Genomic DNA, 17,009 nt, shown 5'->3' with positions numbered 1-17,009 from the left:
CGGCGCTGTTCATGAGGCGCCGCCGGCCTCCGGGGCGGACGGGGCCTCCGGCGCGGACGGGGACCAGGTCAGCTTGACCACCAGATGGCCCTCGGCGGTGCCCTTGGCGATGAACGCGCCCGTCTCGGCGGCCAGTTTCACCCCGAACTCGATCTCCACTCCGTCGGGCCTCAGCGAGCCGTCCCGGAAGACGCGCAGCGCGGACTCGGCCGCCGCCCGCACGCCGTCCAGGGCGCCCTCGAAGGTGCGGGCCGCCTGGACCGTGCCGTCGCCGCGGGAGACCAGGCGGGAGCCGGACCGCTCCTCCACGGCCTCGACCGCGACCACGGCACCGTCCCCGGTTCTGAACTCGACCAACCCGTCCACGGCACCCCCGTCGTTCGTTGCGTTAAGCATTCCCATTGTGACGGAAGGTACTTGATGGCGCATCGGGCATTCACCCCGGTCACGGTCCGACGGTCCCCCGGATCACCCCCAGCTCCACCAGGTCCTGCGGCCGGATGCGGAGCTGGTCCGCCGTCGCTTCCACCTCGCGCGGGGGCCGTTTGAGGATGGCCGCCGCGAGTTCCGGCGCGATCACGGAGAAGTAGCTGTCGGGGGTGGCCCAGGTGTTGCCGGGTGCGGCCAGGGCCAGCGCGCCGCCGGAGCCGCCCTCGCCGATCACCAGCGTGGTCACCGGAGTGCGGGCCCCTGCGACCGCGCCGAACAGGTCGGCGATCGCCGCGCCCGCGCCCTGCCGTTCGGCCTCCGCGTCGTTGGCCGCGCCCGGGGTGTCCACGAGGGTCAGCACCGGAATGCCGAGCCGGCCCGCGAGGCGGACCAGCCGGGCGGCGGTGCGGTATCCGGCGGGGCGGGTCGCGGTCCCGGTCTGCGCGGCGTACGCGACCGTACGGCCCTCGTGCGTGCCGAAGCCGCACAACATGCCGTCCGGGTCGGTGCCGCCGCAGCGGTCGCCGCTGATCGCGACCCGGTCGGTGAAGTAGGCGTCCAAGTAGGCGTCCGCGCGCGGCCGTTGCGGGGAACGGGCGCGACGGACGGCGTCCCAGCCCGTGGCGGGCAGGACCGCGGACCCGCCCAGCGCTTCGGGCGGCGGGGCGGGTGTGGTGGACGGGCACGTCAGCAGCCGCAGCCACCGCCCGAGCGTCTCGCCCAGCTCCTCCGGCCGCACGACCGCGTCCGCCGCCCCCACCGCGACCTGCGCCTCCGCCGTGTACGCCGCCGGGTCCGCGTCCGCCGGCCGCACCCGGGAGCCGGCGAAGCCGACCTGGGCGCCGGGCAGCGCGAGCACCACGTCGGCGCCCGCGCCCAGGGTGGCCCAGCCGCCCCCGGTCGTCGGGTCGCGCAGGACCGCGACCTGCGCGAGACCGTCCTCCCGGGTGAGCGCCGACTGGCGTGCCACCCGCTGGAGTTGGGTCAGCGCGAGCATGCCCTCCTGCATCCGGCTGCCGCCCGTCGCCACCAGCGGCACGACCGGGAAGCGGCGTTCGCGGGCGTACGCGTACGCCGCCTCCAGCCGGTCGCCGGTGCGCTCGCCCAAGGAGCCGCCGAGGAAGCCGAACTCGAACGCGATCAGCACGGCCCGGATGCCGCCGACGCGGGCGGTGCCGCAGACCACGGACTCCTGCTCACCGGTGCGTTCGGCGGCCCGGGCGCGGGAGGCGTCGTAGCCCGGCCAGGCGAGCGGGCCGTCGGGCCGCGACTGCCGTGTGGGGGCGGGCAGTTCGGCGAAGGTGCCGTCGTCGGCGAGCGCGGTGACGACCGCGCGGGCGGAGAGCCGCTCAGCCATGGGCCAGCGCCCGCTTCATGATCTTCCCCATGTCGTTGCGGGGCAGTGCGTCGAGGTGGTGGAGGACCCGGGGCCGCTTGTGCGGGGCGAGCCGCCGCGCCACGTGGTCGGCCAACTCCTCCAGCCCGGGCGGCGACTGGGGATCCGCCGGCACGATCCACGCCACGATCCGCTCACCGAGGTCGGCGTCCGGCTCCCCGGTGACCGCCGCCTCCCGCACCCCGGGGTGTTCGAGGAGCGCGTTCTCGATCTCACCGGCCCCGATCTTGTAACCGCCGCTCTTGATCAGGTCGGTGGCCTTGCGGCCGACGATCCGGACGTAGCCGTCGGGGTCGCGCACCGCCATGTCGCCGGTGCGGAACCAGCCGTCGGCGGTGAAGGCGGCGGCGGTGGCGTCGGGGCGGTTGAGGTACTCGGTGAACAGGTTCGGTCCGCGCACCTGGATCTCGCCCACCGTCTCCCCGTCGTACGCGGTGATCTCCGAGCCGTCCTCCTCGACCAGCCGCAGCTCCACGCCCGGCAGCGGCACGCCGACCGTCCCCGGGCGGGCCTCGCCGTCGGCACGGACGCTGGTGTTCATCAGCGTCTCCGTCATGCCGTACCGCTCGATCACCCGCCGCCCGGTCGCGGTCGCGATCCGCCCGTGGTCGTGCACGGGCAGCGCGGCCGAACCGGAGACCAGCAGCCGCGCCCCGGTCAGCGCCTTCACCAGCTCCGGGTCGCTCGTCACCGCCTCCGCGATCCGGTGGTACATCGTCGGCACGCCGAACAGCATGGTCGCGCCGCCGCTCAGCTCGCGGGCGACGCCCTGGGTGCTGAAGCGGCCCAGGTGCCGCACCGACCCGCCGCGCCGCAGCGGGCCGAGGGTGCCCAGGACCAGGCCGTGCACATGGAACAGCGGCAGTCCGTGGACGAGGACGTCGCCGCCGGTCCACTGCCAGGCGTCGGCCAGCGCGTCCAGGGTGCTCGCGACGGCCCGGCGGGGGATCACGGCGCCCTTGGGCGGGCCGGTGGTGCCGGAGGTGTAGACGATCAGGGCCGGATCCTCTTCCGCGGCGCGGTCCTCGGGGGCCGGGCCGGTGGCGTGCACGTCGACATCCACGCGGGTGAGGTCCCTCAGGGGCGCGGGGAGTTGGTCGTCGGAGGCGGCGAGCACGAGCTCGGGGGCGCTGTCGGACAGGATGTGCCCGAGCTCCTTCTCACCGGACTTCGGGTTGAGCGGTACGGCGGGTACGCCGGCCAGCAGCGCGGCGACGACCGCCACGGCCGTCTCCATCGTGGGCGTCGCCCAGACGGCGACCCGCGTGGCCTCGCCGATGCGGCCCGTCAGCGCTCCGGCCGCGGCGGCGAGCTGCGCGTAGGTCAGGGAGCGCTCGCCGAACCGGAGGGCCGGATGGTCGGCCGGGGCTTCGGTCAGCGCCGGGAAGAGAGGGGGCACGCGTCACATCTCCTTGACTGTTGCCTGCGGTTGTCCGTGGGCGGCGGCCCGGCCGGGTCGTCCCCAGCCGGGGACGGCCCTCACCAGCCATGCCGCCGCCGGTACGACCGCCACCACAATTCCTCCGTACACCGTCAGCTGCCGGAAGAAACGCTCGCGGTCCACGTCCGGGCGACGGCCATCATTCCGATCGCGCCGATCTCACCCCGCTCCAGGCGTGAACACCGCGCCCCACCGCCGTCCTCGACGTGTCCCTGGCTCGTCCAGGGCCGGTGCGCGGTGCTGCTCCACGCTTCCCTGCATGATCGCCAAGCTGCGGTGTGTGGTGTTGGACTGTGCCGATGTCGTCGAGCTGGCGACACTGCTCGATGAGGGCGACGAAAGGCGGAGTTGGCGCGTCTTCGCGGACCCGGCAGGGCACCCGTTCTGTCTCGTCCGGCACTGACGGCGGCTCCGGCCGCCCGGCCGCGCAGTACCGGTGTCCGGTGTCCGGGTCCACGCGCTCGGGCCGCTTCACCAAAGATGAAGGTCAAACCCGGTGTCGCGGTTCCGGACGGGATTGTTAGCCTGCGACGGACATCGAGTCGATCGTCCGTACGAGGAGGGAGTCGCCGTGGCCGGCACCCCGCGCATCGCCGTCGTCACCTACGACCCCCGCGGCGAGGAGCACAAGGACCGGGACCTGCCGGTGCTCGTGGCGGCGCTGCGGGAGGCCGGGGCCGATGCCGTCGCCGTCCACTGGGACGACCCCTCGGCGGACTGGGCCGCTTTCGATCTCGCGCTCATCCGCTCCACCTGGGACTACAGCTGGCGCGCCGAGGAGTTCACGGCGTGGGCCGAGCGGTGCGGGAAGGCGACGCGGCTGGCCAACCCGGTCGATGTCGTGCGGTGGAACGCCGACAAGCGCTACCTCGGGCAGCTCGCGGAGGCCGGAGTGCCCGCCGTGCCCACCCGGTACTTCCCGCCCGGCGATCCCGTCGACCTGCCCGCCGACCGCGAGTACGTCGTGAAGCCCGCCTCCGGGGCCGGTGCCCGGTACGCCGCCCGCTACCCGGCCGGGGAGCGGGACGCCGCCGTACGGCAGGCCGGGCGCATGCACGCCGAGGGGTTCACCGTCATGGTGCAGCCCTACCTGAGCAGCATCGACACGTTCGGGGAACGGGCGCTGCAGTTCTTCGGCGGACGTCTGCTGCACGCCAGTGTCAAAGGCGCCGTCCTCGCGCCGGGCACACCGTACGACGCCGACAAGGTCGCCCACCCCGCTCTGCGCCCCTGGGAGCCGACCGCCGCCGAACTGGCCGTCGCAGAGCGGGCCCTGGCCGCCGTGCCCGGGGACGGGGAGCTGCTGTACGCGCGGGTGGACCTGGTCACCGGACCGGACGGCGAGCCGTGCGTGATGGAGCTGGAGCTGATCGAGCCGAACCTGTTCCTCGCTCTGCACCCGGACTCCGTGCCGCAGGTCGTGCGGGCGGTGCTGGCCGCCGCCGGCTGATCACCACGCGTGGGGCATACGTCCCCCGGTGAGGCTTTTGGTGTACTGGTAGGGCCATGCCCCCTCCCGAGCCGGCCCCGGAGCCCGCGCGACGGTCCTGGGCACCGCTGCTGGCGGTGTGCGCCGGGTACTTCATGGTGATCCTGGACGTGACGGTCATCAACGTCGCCGTGCCGGTGATCGGGCGGGAGCTGTCGGCCTCGCTCACCGGGATCCAGTGGATCACCGACGGGTACACGCTGGTCTTCGCCGGGTTCCTGCTGACCGGCGGGGCGCTGGGGGACAGGCTGGGCAACCGGCGGGTCTTCTGCTGGGGCGTGGCGGTGTTCACCGTGTCCTCGGCGGCCTGCGCGCTCGCGCCCAGCACACCCTTCCTGGTGGTGGCCCGGCTGGTGGAGGGGCTGGGCGCGGCGCTGATCGTGCCCGGTTCGCTGGCCCTGCTCCAGCAGGCCTACCCGGAGCCGGACGTACGGTCGCGGGCCTTCGGGCTGTGGGGCTCGATGGCGGGCATCGCGGCCTCCGCCGGGCCCCTGCTGGGCGGGCTGCTCGTCTCCACGGTGGGCTGGCGCTGGGTGTTCCTCATCAACCTGCCCGTCGGCGTGGCCTGCCTGGTGCTGACGCTGCGGCACGTGGCCCGCTCGCCCCGGCGCCCCGACCGGGCCCTGGACCGGCCGGCACAGGTCGCGGTCGTCGCGGCGGTGGCCCTGCTGACCGCGGCACTCAACGAGGCCGGGCGGCGCGGCTGGTCCGACCCGGCCGTGCTCACCGGTCTGGGCCTGGCCGTGCTGGCTGCCGCGGCCTTCGCACTGCGCGAGCGACTGGCCCGGTCCCCGGTCCTCCCGCTCGGCCTGCTGCGCTCACGCGCGATGGGCGGCGGAGCCGTCATCGGCCTGCTGTTCAACTTCGGCTTCTACGGCATGGTGTTCACCGCCAGCCTGGAGTTCCAGCACCAGCGCGGCTACAGCGCCCTCGGCACCGGTCTCGCGCTCTTCCCGGCGGTGGCGATGACCATGTTCGCCTCGGTCCTGTCCGGGCGGCTGACCCGCCGCACCGGCGACCGCCCGCTGGTCGTCTCGGGCATGCTCCTGGCCGCTCTGGGGCTGGCCGGCTGGGCCGCGGCGGGCGCCGAGCCCGCCTACGCGCTGCTGGTGGTCCCGATGATGGCCGCGGGCTTCGGCACGTCCTTCGCCCTCACCGGCTCGACCGCCACGGTGATGGGCGCCGCGCCCCCGGCGTACTCGGGGGCCGCCTCCGCCCTGTTCAACACCACCCGGCAGGTCGGCAGCGCCACCGGCGTCGCGCTCGGCGGCAGCCTGCTGGCCTCGGCCGCGACCTACGGCACCGGGATCCGGACGAGCATGGGCATCGGCGCGCTCGCCTATCTGACCGCGGCGGTCCTCGCGTGGTGGTGCGTGCCCGCGAAGGCCGGACACCCCATCAGAAGCCCTCAAGGAGGCACGGATCCGGACGGGAGTTCTCAGCCCTGACGGCCGGTGACGGACACCCGCTGCAGCAGGCCCCAGGTGAACTCCGCGACGGCCTGCCGCCGCACCCCCTGCGCGTCCGGCGCGGTGAACGCCAGCCCCCACCTGGTCGGTGCCGTGCCCTCCAGCGGGCGCGCCGGGGCGAAGGCGCGGGCCGCCTCGTCGACGGTGCAGGACCAGGGGGTGAGGTCGTCCAGCGTGCGCAGGGCGGGGCCCTTCGAGCCCGGGGCGCGGACCAGCCACTCGTTCCACACCGCGCGGTTCGGGGCGATCAGCACCTCGAAGCGCAAGGAGGGCCAGAGCGGCACGGGCCACAGCCAGGCCTCGCAGTCGAGATCGCCGATCCGGCGCCCAGTGCGGGACTCGGGGTCGCCCAGCACCTGGCGATACCGCGACAGGGGCGCGCGGGAACGCGGGGAGCGGACCATCGCCTGCCAGCGCTTGTTGGCCTCCCTCATGTCCGCGATCGACACGCCCAGCTCATGGCGGGCGTCCTCCACCAGTTCGGGGTTGTGGTCGGCCATGCGGCGCAGCAGCACCAGCTGGAAGTCGAGCGGGGTGAAGGGGTTAGCGGGGTGCTTTCCGGAGGGCATGGGACCCATCGTCGCCCACCGGGTTCCTGCCGGGGCGGCGGCCGTCGGGCAGGAACAGGACGGAGTTGACGTAGCGCGGGCCCCTGCGGAGCGGGGCGGGCAGGACGCGGCGGAGCAGGCCGTGGGAGACGACATAGGAGGCGTCCGCCTGGTGGTCCTCCAGGGGGAACCCGGCGAGCGGCACCCAGGTGTCGCCGGGCAGCACCCAGCCGTCGTAGCCCAGCAGGGACAGATACGTCACCACCGGCGCGATCGGCTGGATGCGGGACTCCAGCTCCACGAACAGGGCCGGCCGGTCCCGGGCCAGCAGGCCCGTGGCGCCGCGCAGCACCGCCGGCTCGTTGCCGTCCACGTCGATCTTGATGAAGCCGACGTCGCGCAGGCCCAGCTCGTCCAGCGTGACGCAGGGGACATCCAGCGCGCGGCCGTGGATGTCACGCTGGACCAGTGAGGACACGCCCCGGTCGCCCGAGTCGTCCGACGGCAGCCACAGGCGGGCGATGCCCGGCCGGTCCGAGGCGGCCGCCCGGATCACCCGGACGTTCGGCGGGGTGGCGGCGGCCAGCAGCCGGGCCAGGTGGGGCACCGGCTCGACCGTCACCACCTGCTCGGCGAGGCCGGACAGGCGGTGTGTCCAGGGCCCGTACCAGCCGCCGACGTCCACCGCCGTACCGCAGCCCGGCGGGCACAGCTCGGCGAGCCGGGCCAGCTCCGGTTCGAACCGGGGGTAGAGCGCCCGGGCCGTCGCGGCGACCAGGCGGGTGGGCAGCAGAGGGGCGACACGGGCTGCCAGGCTGGTCACGGTGCAATCCTCTTGAGGAGTGCCTCGTGCTCGTCGTCCGGCACCTGCTCGCCCGAGGACGGCAGCAGCTGCGGAATGCCGTCGGTGATCGGGTACCGGCGGTGCAGGCGCGGGTTGTACAGCGCCTCCTCCTGCCCGGCCTCCTCGGCCAGCAGATGCAGCGGGCCCTTGTCGAGCGGGCACGCCAGGATCTTCAACAGCGGGTCGTCGGACTTCATGGGGATGCCAGCTCCTCGGCGGGTGGGGAGGGTTGGGGAGTGGTGTCGTGCTTCGGCATGGTCAGCAGCACGGCCACCGCCAGGGCCGTGCCCGCCACCCGCAGCGCGAGCCGCAGCGGCTCCTCCGGCAGCGCCTCGCCGAACGACAGTGTGCCGAGCACCGCCGTGAACAGGCTCGTCACGGTCGTGCACACCGGCACGATCAAGGAGGCCCGGCAGCGCTGCAGCGCCGCCTGCGACATCACCAGGCCGAACACACCGGTGAACAGCAGCAGATACGGATAGGGGGAGCTCAGCAGGTCCAGTACCGCCCCGCCGATGCCGTGGGTCGTCAGATGGCTGGAGACGCCCTTGATGGCCAGCGAGCTGACGCCGTACAGCAGGCCCACGGCCACGCCGTACTCGACTCCGGTCGTGGGACGCCGGTGCCGGTTGCGGGCGCGCCGCTCGGCCGAGCCGTACAGCCACACCCCGGCGGCCAGCGACGGCACGCACACCAGCAGGATCAGCTGGTAGGGCGCGTCCTGGCTGACGGTGTCCGAGCCCTCCCGCAGCGACAGCACCACCATCAGCAGCGCCAGCAGGATCGCGCCCAGCGCGTACCGTTCCCGGCCGGACGTCTCCTCCCCGAGCAGCCGCGCCGACAGCAGCACCAGCAGCACCAGGCCGGAGACGAAGATGCCCTGGGCGGCGGCGATCGGCAGGGTGCGGTAGACGACGAGCTGCGCGGCGAAACCGGCGGCCAGGGCGAGGGACCCACCGATCCACAGCGGGCTGCCGAGGACGAGGCGCAGCAGCCGGGCCGGCTGCCGGATCGTCACCTCGGGCAGGGCGGTGAGCGCCCGCTTCTCCAGCACGAAGCCCAGGCTGTACAGGGTGTTCGCGAGCAGGGCCGCGGCCACTCCCCACCACATGGGCTACGTCCTCCGGGCGTGCAGCAGCAGGATCGACGCGAGCTGCGGCCGGGCGCAGGCCAGCCGGTCCAGCGGGCGCAGCGGGCGCGGTACGCCGTGGAAGGGAGCCCCTTCGAGCCGTTCGACGGTGAACCCGGACGCGGCGACGAACTCCCTGAGCGCGCGGGCGGTGTAGAGCCGCAGATGCCCCACGACCTCCTTGCCCGGGCGGCCGTGGATGCCGCGCAGGCTGACCTCCGAGAAGACGGGCTGCACACCGGCCAGCAGCAGGCCACGGTTGTACCAGGCGGCGAGGTTCGGGGTGGACAGCATCAGATGCCCGCCGGGGCGCAGGATCCGGCGGATCTCGTCCAGCGCCGCGTCCGGGTCGACGAGGTGCTCGACGACCTCGCTGAACAGCACGGCGTCGGCCGAGCCGGACGCGAACGGCAGTCCGCCGCCGGTGAGTTCGCCGCGCACCGCGTACGGGATGCGGGTGCGGGCGCGGCGCAGGGCGTCCTGGGACCAGTCGACGCCGATGACGCGGTGGCCGGGCAGGAGCGGGGCGGCGGTGGCGGCGGCCGTGCCGTCCCCGCAGCCGATGTCGAGAACGGTCCGGGGGGTGCGGGCCGCCGGGCCGAGGACCCGGGCCAGCATGCGGGCCTGGCGGAGGCTGCGCGGGGTGCCGGAGGCGACCGGCACGGCGGGGTTCTCGTAGAAGTCGCGCAGGTCCCGGGGTGGGGGTTCGGTGGTGGTCGGTGTCCTCACGCCGTCACCTCCGTGGTGTGCAGATAGTGCTCGAAGAGGTCGCGGAGATGGGCGCCGTCGCCGTGGCTGAGCAGGGACTTCGACCAGCGCAGGGCCAGATGGAGACGGCCGGCCGTGGAGGCGGTGGTCACGGTCAGGCCGCGCGGCATCCGGGCCGGGGCGGAGAACCAGACCGCGTGCGCGCGGCCCGCCTCCTCGCCGAAGTCCAGCGGGTAGGGGATACGGCCGATGTTGCTGAGCAGGGTCGTCGACGTCCAGGGCGCGGCGGCCCGGCGCAGGGTGCGGGTGAGGGCGGCGCGGGCGGTGACGGGCGCCCAGGGGGAGGTCAGGAGGGCGGCGCCGTGGCCGAGTTGGGGGCGGGGGAGGGACTTCAGGGCGCGGGTCCGCTCCGCGGTGCGGCGCAGCAGGGCCGGCATGTCGGAGACGTCCAGTTCCCGCGGCGCGTATGGGACTTCCACCAGCCGGGTGCCGTTGCCGATGGGCATCGTGGTGTCGCGGGGACGGTCGTCGACGGGCATCGTGATGCGCAGGGGGCGGGGGCGGGCACCGTGTTCCCTGTTCCAGTGGGCGATGGTCAGGGCCGTGGTGACCATGAGCTGGTCGTTGACGGTGTACGGGGAGCCCTTGGGGCGGTGCGGGAGGGGAAGCTCGGTGACGAGCAGGCCGTTGCCGGGGGAGGGCTCGGGTGTGCCGTGCGCCACCCGCGCGGGAGGTGACCAGCCGGCCGGGGTGTCCGGGGCTTCCCGCCGGGCTTCGGCGGGGCGGTTAGGGGGTGCTGCCGGGGAGTTGTCCCGGCCTCCGTACAGCTCGGCGGCCGTGGCCAGGACGCGGAGGCAGGCCGGGCCGTCGAGGGCGGTGTGGTTGATGGTGAGCAGGAGGACCGAGTCCACCACGTCCAGTCGTACCGGCGGGGACATCGACAACGGCGGGGCGTCCGTGAGGGCCCGGGTCCTGGCGTCCTGCAGGGCCCGTGGGCCCGGCGGGGCGAAGGTCACCACCTCCACATCGGGCTCCGGCGTCAGCTCCCACTCGTACCGCCGCCGATACCACGGCCCCCGTGCCTCCCGCATCAGGATCCGCGGGTGCCGGTGCAGTGCCTCCAGGAACGCCTTGCGCAGACGCGCCTGGTCGAGGGGGCCGGGGAGGTGGACCTCGATGTGGACGGTCTCCGGTTCCTCCTCCTGGAGGCAGTGCCGGGAGACCTCGTCCACCACCGGGAACGGGACGCGTACCGATGCCGTCATGCGGGCTTGCCCTCCCCGCCGTCCGTCCTGGGCAGCTGCTGCGTCGGCGCCTGCGCAGACGGCCCCTCGCGCAGGCTCACCAGCCCCGCGAACAGGCCGATCAGCGCCAGCAGTTGCGCCAGGTGCCCGAACGCGCCCCCGCCCGCGCCCACCGGCTCCCCGGCCCCGAACGCCGCGGCGATCCCCGCTCCGGCCAGTGCGGCGAAGGCGATCGGCACCAGCAGGGCGTGCCGCCGCGCGGCGAGCAGCGCCAGCGCCGGGACCAGCAGCGCGAACCAGCCCGCGATCACCACCCCGACCAGCGTCAGCGCCACCGTACCGAGCCACAGGCCGGGCAGCGGCGGGGCCGGCTGGGGTGCGTCGGGGTTGGGGGCGCGGCGGCGCCACAGCGCCAGGCCCAGCAGGACCGCGATGCCGACGCCGCTGCCGATCAGGGCCGCGTCGTACGTGGTGGCCGGCTCGTAGGACAGCTTGACGCTGCCGCCCGCCCCGGCCGGGACCCGCCAGCCCTGCTGCCAGCCGTCCAGCCGCACCGGGGCCAGCTCCTTGCCGTTCAGTGTGGCCCGCCAGCCGTCGTTGAAGTTCTCGTACGTCGTGAGGTACGAGGCCGCGCCCGAGCCGACCGTCACCTCGCGCCGGTCGCCCAGCCAGTCCCGCACCCGCAGGTCACGTCCGGCCGCCGCGGCCTCGGGGAGCGTGCCGCGCGTCAGGGTCACGTCCGTCAGCGCGAGCGGGCCGGCGTCTCCGCCCTCCAGCCGGTGGTCGCCTGACGCGAGCCGCACCTCGGCGTCGCCCCGGCCGTCCTGGCAGAGCGTCACCTCGACGCCCCGGCGTTCCACCAGGTCCCGCACGGTACCCTTCGCGCTGGTCTCGTACAGCTCGCCGTCCAGCGCCACCACCGGACCCTTGCCGCAGGGCAGGGAGAACGTCCGGGTGGGGTCCGGCTGCGGGGTGCGGAACTGGTCGAGGGCCGGGAGGTAGGCCTCCGTCAGACCCACCGGGAGGCGCAGGTCCTCGTCGGCGACCGGGTTGTGCAGGGTCAGCGGGGCGGTCTCGGTGATCGTGATGTCGAGCCGGTCCGTGGTGATCGGAGGGAATCGGACCCAGCCGTTCTCGTCGACTCCGGCGATGGCCGCGCCGTCCGGGGAGCTGATGTGCACCTCGGAGGCCCGGGCGGACAGGCCGCCCGCGGGGGCCAGGACCAGTTCGCCGACCGGCTGCTTGCCCTCCCAGCGCAGGTGGAGCGTGGGCCGGTCGCCCGCGATCCACGCCGTCGTCAGGTCACCGTCGGTGAGGTTGCGGGCCCCGAGGCCCGCGCCGAGGCGCGCCGTGGAGTCGGCGGTGGCGACGATCCGGGCCTGCTGCTCGGGCGCGACCTCGTAGAGCAGCTCGTCCAGCTCCTCGCCCGGCACGGGCACCGCGCTCGCCCTCACCTCGTACGTCCCGGCGGCCGGGGTCGCGAAGCGGCGGTGCAGGCCCGCCTCGGTGCCGGTCGCGGAGAGCCCCGTCGGGTCGGAGGCGCGGTGCAGGGAGACGACGGTGGCGGCCGACGTGGCGTCCTCGGCGTCCGCCGGGAGCCGCAGCAGCCGTGTCACCTGCACGTCCGGCAGGCCGATCTCGGAGAAGCCCGCGCCCGTCAGACCGGCCCGGCGCTCCACCGAGTCCACGATCGTCAGCTTCATCCAACCCGTCGCGCCCTCGGGCGCCTTGATCCGCTGGGTCGTGCCGTTCGGCCGGAGGAAACTGGTCTTCGCACCCTTCTCGGTCTCCACCCGCACCTTCGTCGCCGCCGCGCGCACGCTCTCCTGCGGCAGCGGCGTGACCTTGAAGGACGACGGCATGTCGTAGGAGCCGGTGAAGCCGATGCGCAGCCACTGCCCGTCCGGCGTGTCCGGCGCGCCCTCCGCCCACGCGGTGTCCGGGTTGCCGTCGAAGGCGTTCACCGGGTCGTACTGCGGCAGGTGGAACAGCCAGTTGCCGTACGAGGACGCCGACACCGAGCGGGCACCGCGCAGTTCGGCCACCGTCTGGTGCTCGGTGCCCTCGGCGGGCAGGATCTGGCGCGGCTTCTCGCCCGGGTCCTGCAGGGCGTCCGGCGCGTTGCGCTCGTCGCGCGTGTACGTGTACGACGTACCGGCGTTGACCAGCCCGAACCGGGTGTCCGCCCGCCGCAGCCCGTCACCCACCACCTGCACGGCAGGGGTGCCGAGCCCGGGATGGTTGTCGCCGGTCAGGACGGTCGCCCGCCCGCGCAGCCGCTCCGCCAGCGGCAGCAGCGCCTCCGGCCCGCCGGACACCACGGCCGTGTCGGCGACCGGGGCGAGCCCCGCCTGCCCGGGCCGGATCACGTCCGCACCCGTCGGCCGGTAGATCTCCACGGCCCGCTGCCGCGGGTACAGCCCCTCGACCTGGAGCGGCGCGTCCCGCGCGATCCGGCCGCCGGTCATCACCGGCCCGAGCCCCGTCACCTGCTCGTACCCCGACTGCTCCAGCGTGCGCTTGACGGTCGTGGTGGGCACGTAGCCGATCTGGTCGGGATCGAGGTCGTTGCGTACGACGACGTAGTACAGCCCGGCCCGGCTCAGGTAGTCGGCCAGGCCCGGCACTTCGGCGCCCGACAGCAGCGCCTGCTCGACGGCGTCCATCGCCCGCCGGTTGCCGGGCGTGCCGAACGGCACGTAGTCGCGCTGCGCCCACCGCGACTCGGCGAGCACGTCGAGCGGCTGGTCGATGGGGGAGCCCCAGGAGTAGACGCCGTGCGCGGTCGCCGGGACGACCAGGGCACGCGAGTCGGGCGAGTACTTCTCCAGCCAGTCGGCCGTGGCCTGCCAGTAGGTGGGGAGCTTCTGGAACGAACCCGGGTTGAGGATCGAGCCGTTGAGGTACGGCCACATGAGCCCCGGCAGGATCAGCACGGCCGCGACCAGCGGGGCGAAGCGCCGGCCGCGCACCCGCCGCGCCCCGCGCTGCTCGGCCGCCACACCCACCAGATGCGCCAGACCCAGCACGAGCGCCAGCGCCACACCGGTCTGGAACTTGTAGATGTTCCGGAACGGCGACAGCCACCCGTCCAGCCAGCCCTGCACCACCCCGTGGAACGGCGCCCCGAACGCCCCGCCGTACCCGGCGAGCAGCACCAGCACCGCCACGAGCACCGTCAGCACCAGCCACCGCCGCTCGGGCATGTCCCGCCGGGCGAGGCCGGCGAGCCCGAGCCCGGCCGCGAGCGCCGAGCACAGGATCACGACGACGGAGGAGGCCACGGCCCAGCCGGCCGGCAGCCACGCCTCGCCGAGGTGCAGATAGGCGACCCAGTTCCCGGCGCCGCGCAGCGCCTCGGTCGCCGCCATGGTGTCCGTGGTCGTCCGCGACGTCTCTATATAGGGGAGGAAGTTCTCGCCGTAGACCCCGAGCAGCAGCAGCGGCACCCACCACCAGGCGGTCACCACGATCACGGCCGGCGCCCACCAGGCGATCAGCTTGCGCTGCCGGGGCCCGGGCGGCCGGGACAGCAGATACAGCCCGACCGGCAGCAGAGAGGCGAGGGTCGCCGACGCGTTCACCCCGCCCATGAACGGCACGAGCAGCGCCGACCGCAGGGCAGCGACCCGGGCGGCGTACCGCTCGTTCGTCAGCGGCAGCAGCACCCACGGCAGGAACGCGCCGGGCAGCGCGGCGGCCGACGTCGACCCGATGACGGTCGTGAACACCGGCCACAACGCGTACGCCACCGCGCCCAGCAGCCGGGAGGCCCCGCTGCCCACCCGCAGCCGCTCCGCCAGCCGCAACGCCCCCCAGAAGGCGACGGACACGATCAGCGACAGCCACAGCCGCTCCGCCAGCCACACCGGCAGCCGTACGAGGTCGCACAGCCAGTAGAACGGCAGCATCGGCCACAGATAGCCGACGTACTGGTCCTGGATCCCGCCGAAACCGGCCCGGTCGTGCCACAACTGCCCGAGATCGGCGAGGAACTGCCCCGGGTCGACCGTGACCCCGAGCTTGGTGTCGAAGGTCTGCCGCCCCGGCTGCACCGCGAGGAACAGCACGAACACCACGGCCCAGAAACCCAGCAGCCAGCGCCGCGACCGCGGGCCCTCAGGAGGGCCCGCCGCGGTCGCGGTGGTGGGCACGGCTGCCGGTGGAGGAGCCTGGACCGTGGTTGTCATGTGGGGCACCGCCGCAGGATGAGGAGGAGGTTCCAGGTGGCGAACTCGCGGATGCCGGGCGCCTTGACGACGGTCTCCGCGAGGAACGGCCAGTAGCGGGAGCGCGCCGAGACGACCGTGACGTCGTCCCGGGCGCGCACCTGCCTGAGGGTGGAGCCGATGTGCACCGCGAACAGGTTCTCGCCGAGGGTGTGCTTGGCGGGCCTGCCGGTCCGCCGCAGGTAGCGGGCCCGGGCCCGCTCGGCACCGAAGTAGTGCCACGGGGCCCACTCGTGCCCGCCCCACGGCGACAGCCAGTTGGTGAACGACACGTAGATCAGCCCGCCGGGCCGCGTCACCCGGGTCAGCTCACTGAGGAACGTCTCCGGATCGGCCACGTGCTCCAGCACGTTGGAGGAGAAGGTGACGTCCGCGGCACCGTCGCGCAGGGGCAGCAGGTACCCGTCGGCGACGACGGCCGAGTCGGGCGGTTTCCCGCCGAGTTCGGCCATGTCCGGTTCGAAGAGGAACGCGTTCGCCCCGCGGCGCCGGAACTCCCGGGTGAAGTACCCGCTGCCCCCGCCGACGTCGAGGACGGTACGCCCGGCGACGGGCCCGTCGTAGGCCTCGACCTGGTCGACGGCGTCGCGGGCGAGCAGCGAGTAGCAGGCCTCGGGGTCGTCCTGCTCGTGGCGGAAGGCGCGGAACAGGGCGACCGAGCGCCGAAGCGACGGATCCTTCCAGCCTTGGCGCCGGGAGGTTCCCTCACGGCGGCGCGGGGCTGTGACCTGTGCGGCTCCGCCGCGTGGGCGCAGGGGTGGCGTCACGGGGCCCAGCCCTTCACCGCCTCCGCGGCGACAGCCCTGAACTGCCGGACCGTCCGGTCCCACCGGAACTGCGCCGCCCGCTCCCGGGCCGCCTTCCCCATCAGCTCCCGCTGCCGCCCGGACAGGGCCAGCGCGCACCACGCCGCGGCGAACGAGGACTCACCGCGTGCCAGAACCCCGGTCTCACCGTCCACCACGGAGTCCTTGAGCCCCGGTACGTCGAAGGCCACACTCGGGGTCTCCCGGGCCGCGGCCTCGGTCACGACCAGACCCCACCCCTCCACGGCGGAGGGGTGCAGCAGCAGCCAGGCGGCGCACAGCAGCCGGTGCTTCTCGGCTTCCGTCACATACCCGGTGAACTCCACACCGGGGCCGGCGAGCCGCTCAAGACGTGCCCGCTCGGGTCCGTCACCGACGATCACCAGCCGGCCGCCGGTCACCGGCCGCACCCGCTCCCAGAGCCGCAGCAGCAGATCGATCCGCTTGTACTCGACCAGCCGCCCGACGGCGACGAACAGCGGCTCGGAGGAGCGGTCGATTCTGGGGCCCGGCTCCTCGACGCCGTTGTGCACGACTCTGATCCGGTCCCGCTCGACCCCGATCGCCCGCAGGGCGTGGGCGGTCGAGGAGGACACGGCGACGAGCAGGTTCCGCTGCTGCGCCCCGGTCAGCGCCCAGTGTTCGAGTCTTCGGCCGATCCGTGCCGCCGGCGCCAGGGGCCCGCCGAAGCGCATCGCCCACAGATCGGTGTGGACGTGGTTGACCAGGCACAGCGTGGGACCCTGATGCCACAACGGCGCCAGATACGGCATGCCGTTGCACACCTCGACCAGCAGGTCGCAGTCGCCGACCCGGCGGGTGAAGGCCGACCGTGCGCGCAGGTAGTGCCCGTACGGGCCGCCGGCCGACACCACACGGTAGTCGCGGAACGCCGCGGGCCCCCCGCACAGCAGGGTCACCTGGTGGCCCATGCGGGTCAGGCCGTCGGCGAGCTTGTCGACCAGCAGCTCGGAGCCGCCGGCGGACGGGTTGTCCAGATCACGATGGGCGAGGAAGACGATCCGGCGCGGAGGTGGGGGGAGCGCCGGAAGGTGCTGCGGCACGCGGGGGGACGCGGCGCGCAGCGCGGACGGCACGTGCTGGGGCATGGGTGCTCCAACTCGTCTCGGGGTGCGGAACTCAGCGTGGGGAAAACGTGGGGTGTGTTCGTCGCGGAGGGGGCGGCCTGTGGGGGGCCTGAGCTCTTCCTGGGAGGGGAGTGTGGACGGGATGTGCTCGGGGTGGGGTTGGACAGTTTTCGCCCGGACGTTCGCCAC

At 74.1% G+C, this 17,009-nt stretch carries 14 protein-coding genes and 1 pseudogene; 3 read left to right on the top strand and 12 right to left on the bottom strand.

Annotation, left to right across the window (positions count from 1 at the left end; all coding sequences use genetic code 11):
* Positions 1-9: 9 nt before the first annotated feature.
* From ACFU3E_RS21295 to ACFU3E_RS21285, 3 genes are all read right to left on the bottom strand, one after another.
* Entirely contained in the window at positions 10-366 is a 357-nt protein-coding gene (locus ACFU3E_RS21295; protein WP_384160455.1) for a CU044_2847 family protein, read from the bottom strand.
* 79 nt (positions 367-445) lie between these two features.
* Positions 446-1,786, bottom strand: a complete 1,341-nt coding sequence (locus ACFU3E_RS21290; RefSeq protein WP_384160309.1) for a carboxyl transferase domain-containing protein — start codon at positions 1,784-1,786, stop codon at positions 446-448.
* Positions 1,779-3,224: an acyl-CoA synthetase gene (locus ACFU3E_RS21285; RefSeq protein ID WP_384160306.1), complete on the bottom strand. Its 1,446-nt coding sequence runs from the start codon at positions 3,222-3,224 to the stop codon at positions 1,779-1,781. Before ACFU3E_RS21285 ends, ACFU3E_RS21290 begins: the two co-directional genes overlap by 8 nt.
* A gap of 355 nt (positions 3,225-3,579) precedes the next feature.
* Here ACFU3E_RS21285 and ACFU3E_RS21280 point away from each other — a divergent pair.
* From ACFU3E_RS21280 to ACFU3E_RS21270, 3 genes and pseudogenes are all read left to right on the top strand, one after another.
* A pseudogene (locus ACFU3E_RS21280) lies at positions 3,580-3,669 on the top strand (VOC family protein); the annotation flags it as partial.
* A 168-nt stretch (positions 3,670-3,837) separates the two neighbouring features.
* Entirely contained in the window at positions 3,838-4,716 is an 879-nt protein-coding gene (locus ACFU3E_RS21275; RefSeq protein ID WP_384160303.1) for a RimK family alpha-L-glutamate ligase, read from the top strand.
* 56 nt (positions 4,717-4,772) lie between these two features.
* Positions 4,773-6,203, top strand: coding sequence for an MFS transporter (locus tag ACFU3E_RS21270; protein ID WP_384160300.1), 1,431 nt, complete (start codon positions 4,773-4,775; stop codon positions 6,201-6,203).
* On the opposite strand, the gene ACFU3E_RS21265 is transcribed toward ACFU3E_RS21270, so the two are convergent.
* From ACFU3E_RS21265 to ACFU3E_RS21225, 9 genes are read right to left on the bottom strand one after another with little or no spacing between them, the layout of a single operon-like run.
* Positions 6,194-6,802: a hypothetical protein gene (locus ACFU3E_RS21265; RefSeq protein WP_384160297.1), complete on the bottom strand. Its 609-nt coding sequence runs from the start codon at positions 6,800-6,802 to the stop codon at positions 6,194-6,196. The genes ACFU3E_RS21270 and ACFU3E_RS21265 overlap by 10 nt on opposite strands.
* Positions 6,768-7,595 carry an FkbM family methyltransferase gene (locus ACFU3E_RS21260; protein WP_384160294.1) on the bottom strand — a complete coding sequence of 276 codons (828 nt, stop codon included), beginning with the start codon at positions 7,593-7,595 and terminating at the stop codon, positions 6,768-6,770. The genes ACFU3E_RS21265 and ACFU3E_RS21260 overlap by 35 nt, the downstream gene beginning before the upstream one ends.
* Entirely contained in the window at positions 7,592-7,813 is a 222-nt protein-coding gene (locus tag ACFU3E_RS21255; protein WP_384160291.1) for a Trm112 family protein, read from the bottom strand. Before ACFU3E_RS21255 ends, ACFU3E_RS21260 begins: the two co-directional genes overlap by 4 nt.
* Positions 7,810-8,715 (bottom strand): hypothetical protein, encoded by a 906-nt coding sequence (locus ACFU3E_RS21250; RefSeq protein WP_384160452.1) that lies wholly within the window; start codon positions 8,713-8,715, stop codon positions 7,810-7,812. Before ACFU3E_RS21250 ends, ACFU3E_RS21255 begins: the two co-directional genes overlap by 4 nt.
* 15 nt (positions 8,716-8,730) lie before the next feature.
* Complete coding sequence (locus ACFU3E_RS21245) at positions 8,731-9,474, bottom strand: class I SAM-dependent methyltransferase (protein WP_384160288.1); 744 nt, start codon at positions 9,472-9,474, stop codon at positions 8,731-8,733.
* Positions 9,471-10,718: a condensation protein gene (locus tag ACFU3E_RS21240; RefSeq protein WP_384160285.1), complete on the bottom strand. Its 1,248-nt coding sequence runs from the start codon at positions 10,716-10,718 to the stop codon at positions 9,471-9,473. Before ACFU3E_RS21240 ends, ACFU3E_RS21245 begins: the two co-directional genes overlap by 4 nt.
* Entirely contained in the window at positions 10,715-14,887 is a 4,173-nt protein-coding gene (locus ACFU3E_RS21235; protein WP_384160282.1) for an alpha-(1->3)-arabinofuranosyltransferase family protein, read from the bottom strand. Before ACFU3E_RS21235 ends, ACFU3E_RS21240 begins: the two co-directional genes overlap by 4 nt.
* Positions 14,884-15,693, bottom strand: a complete 810-nt coding sequence (locus tag ACFU3E_RS21230) for a class I SAM-dependent methyltransferase (protein ID WP_384160279.1) — start codon at positions 15,691-15,693, stop codon at positions 14,884-14,886. The genes ACFU3E_RS21235 and ACFU3E_RS21230 overlap by 4 nt, the downstream gene beginning before the upstream one ends.
* On the bottom strand, positions 15,690-16,841 hold the full coding sequence (locus ACFU3E_RS21225) for a glycosyltransferase family 4 protein (RefSeq protein ID WP_384160276.1): 1,152 nt from the start codon (positions 16,839-16,841) through the stop codon (positions 15,690-15,692). The genes ACFU3E_RS21230 and ACFU3E_RS21225 overlap by 4 nt, the downstream gene beginning before the upstream one ends.
* Positions 16,842-17,009 lie beyond the last annotated feature (168 nt).

It is taken from the genome of Streptomyces sp. NPDC057424 (assembly GCF_042803315.1).
Lineage (GTDB): Bacteria > Actinomycetota > Actinomycetes > Streptomycetales > Streptomycetaceae > Streptomyces.
This window is presented reverse-complemented; position numbering and strand designations above follow the sequence as displayed.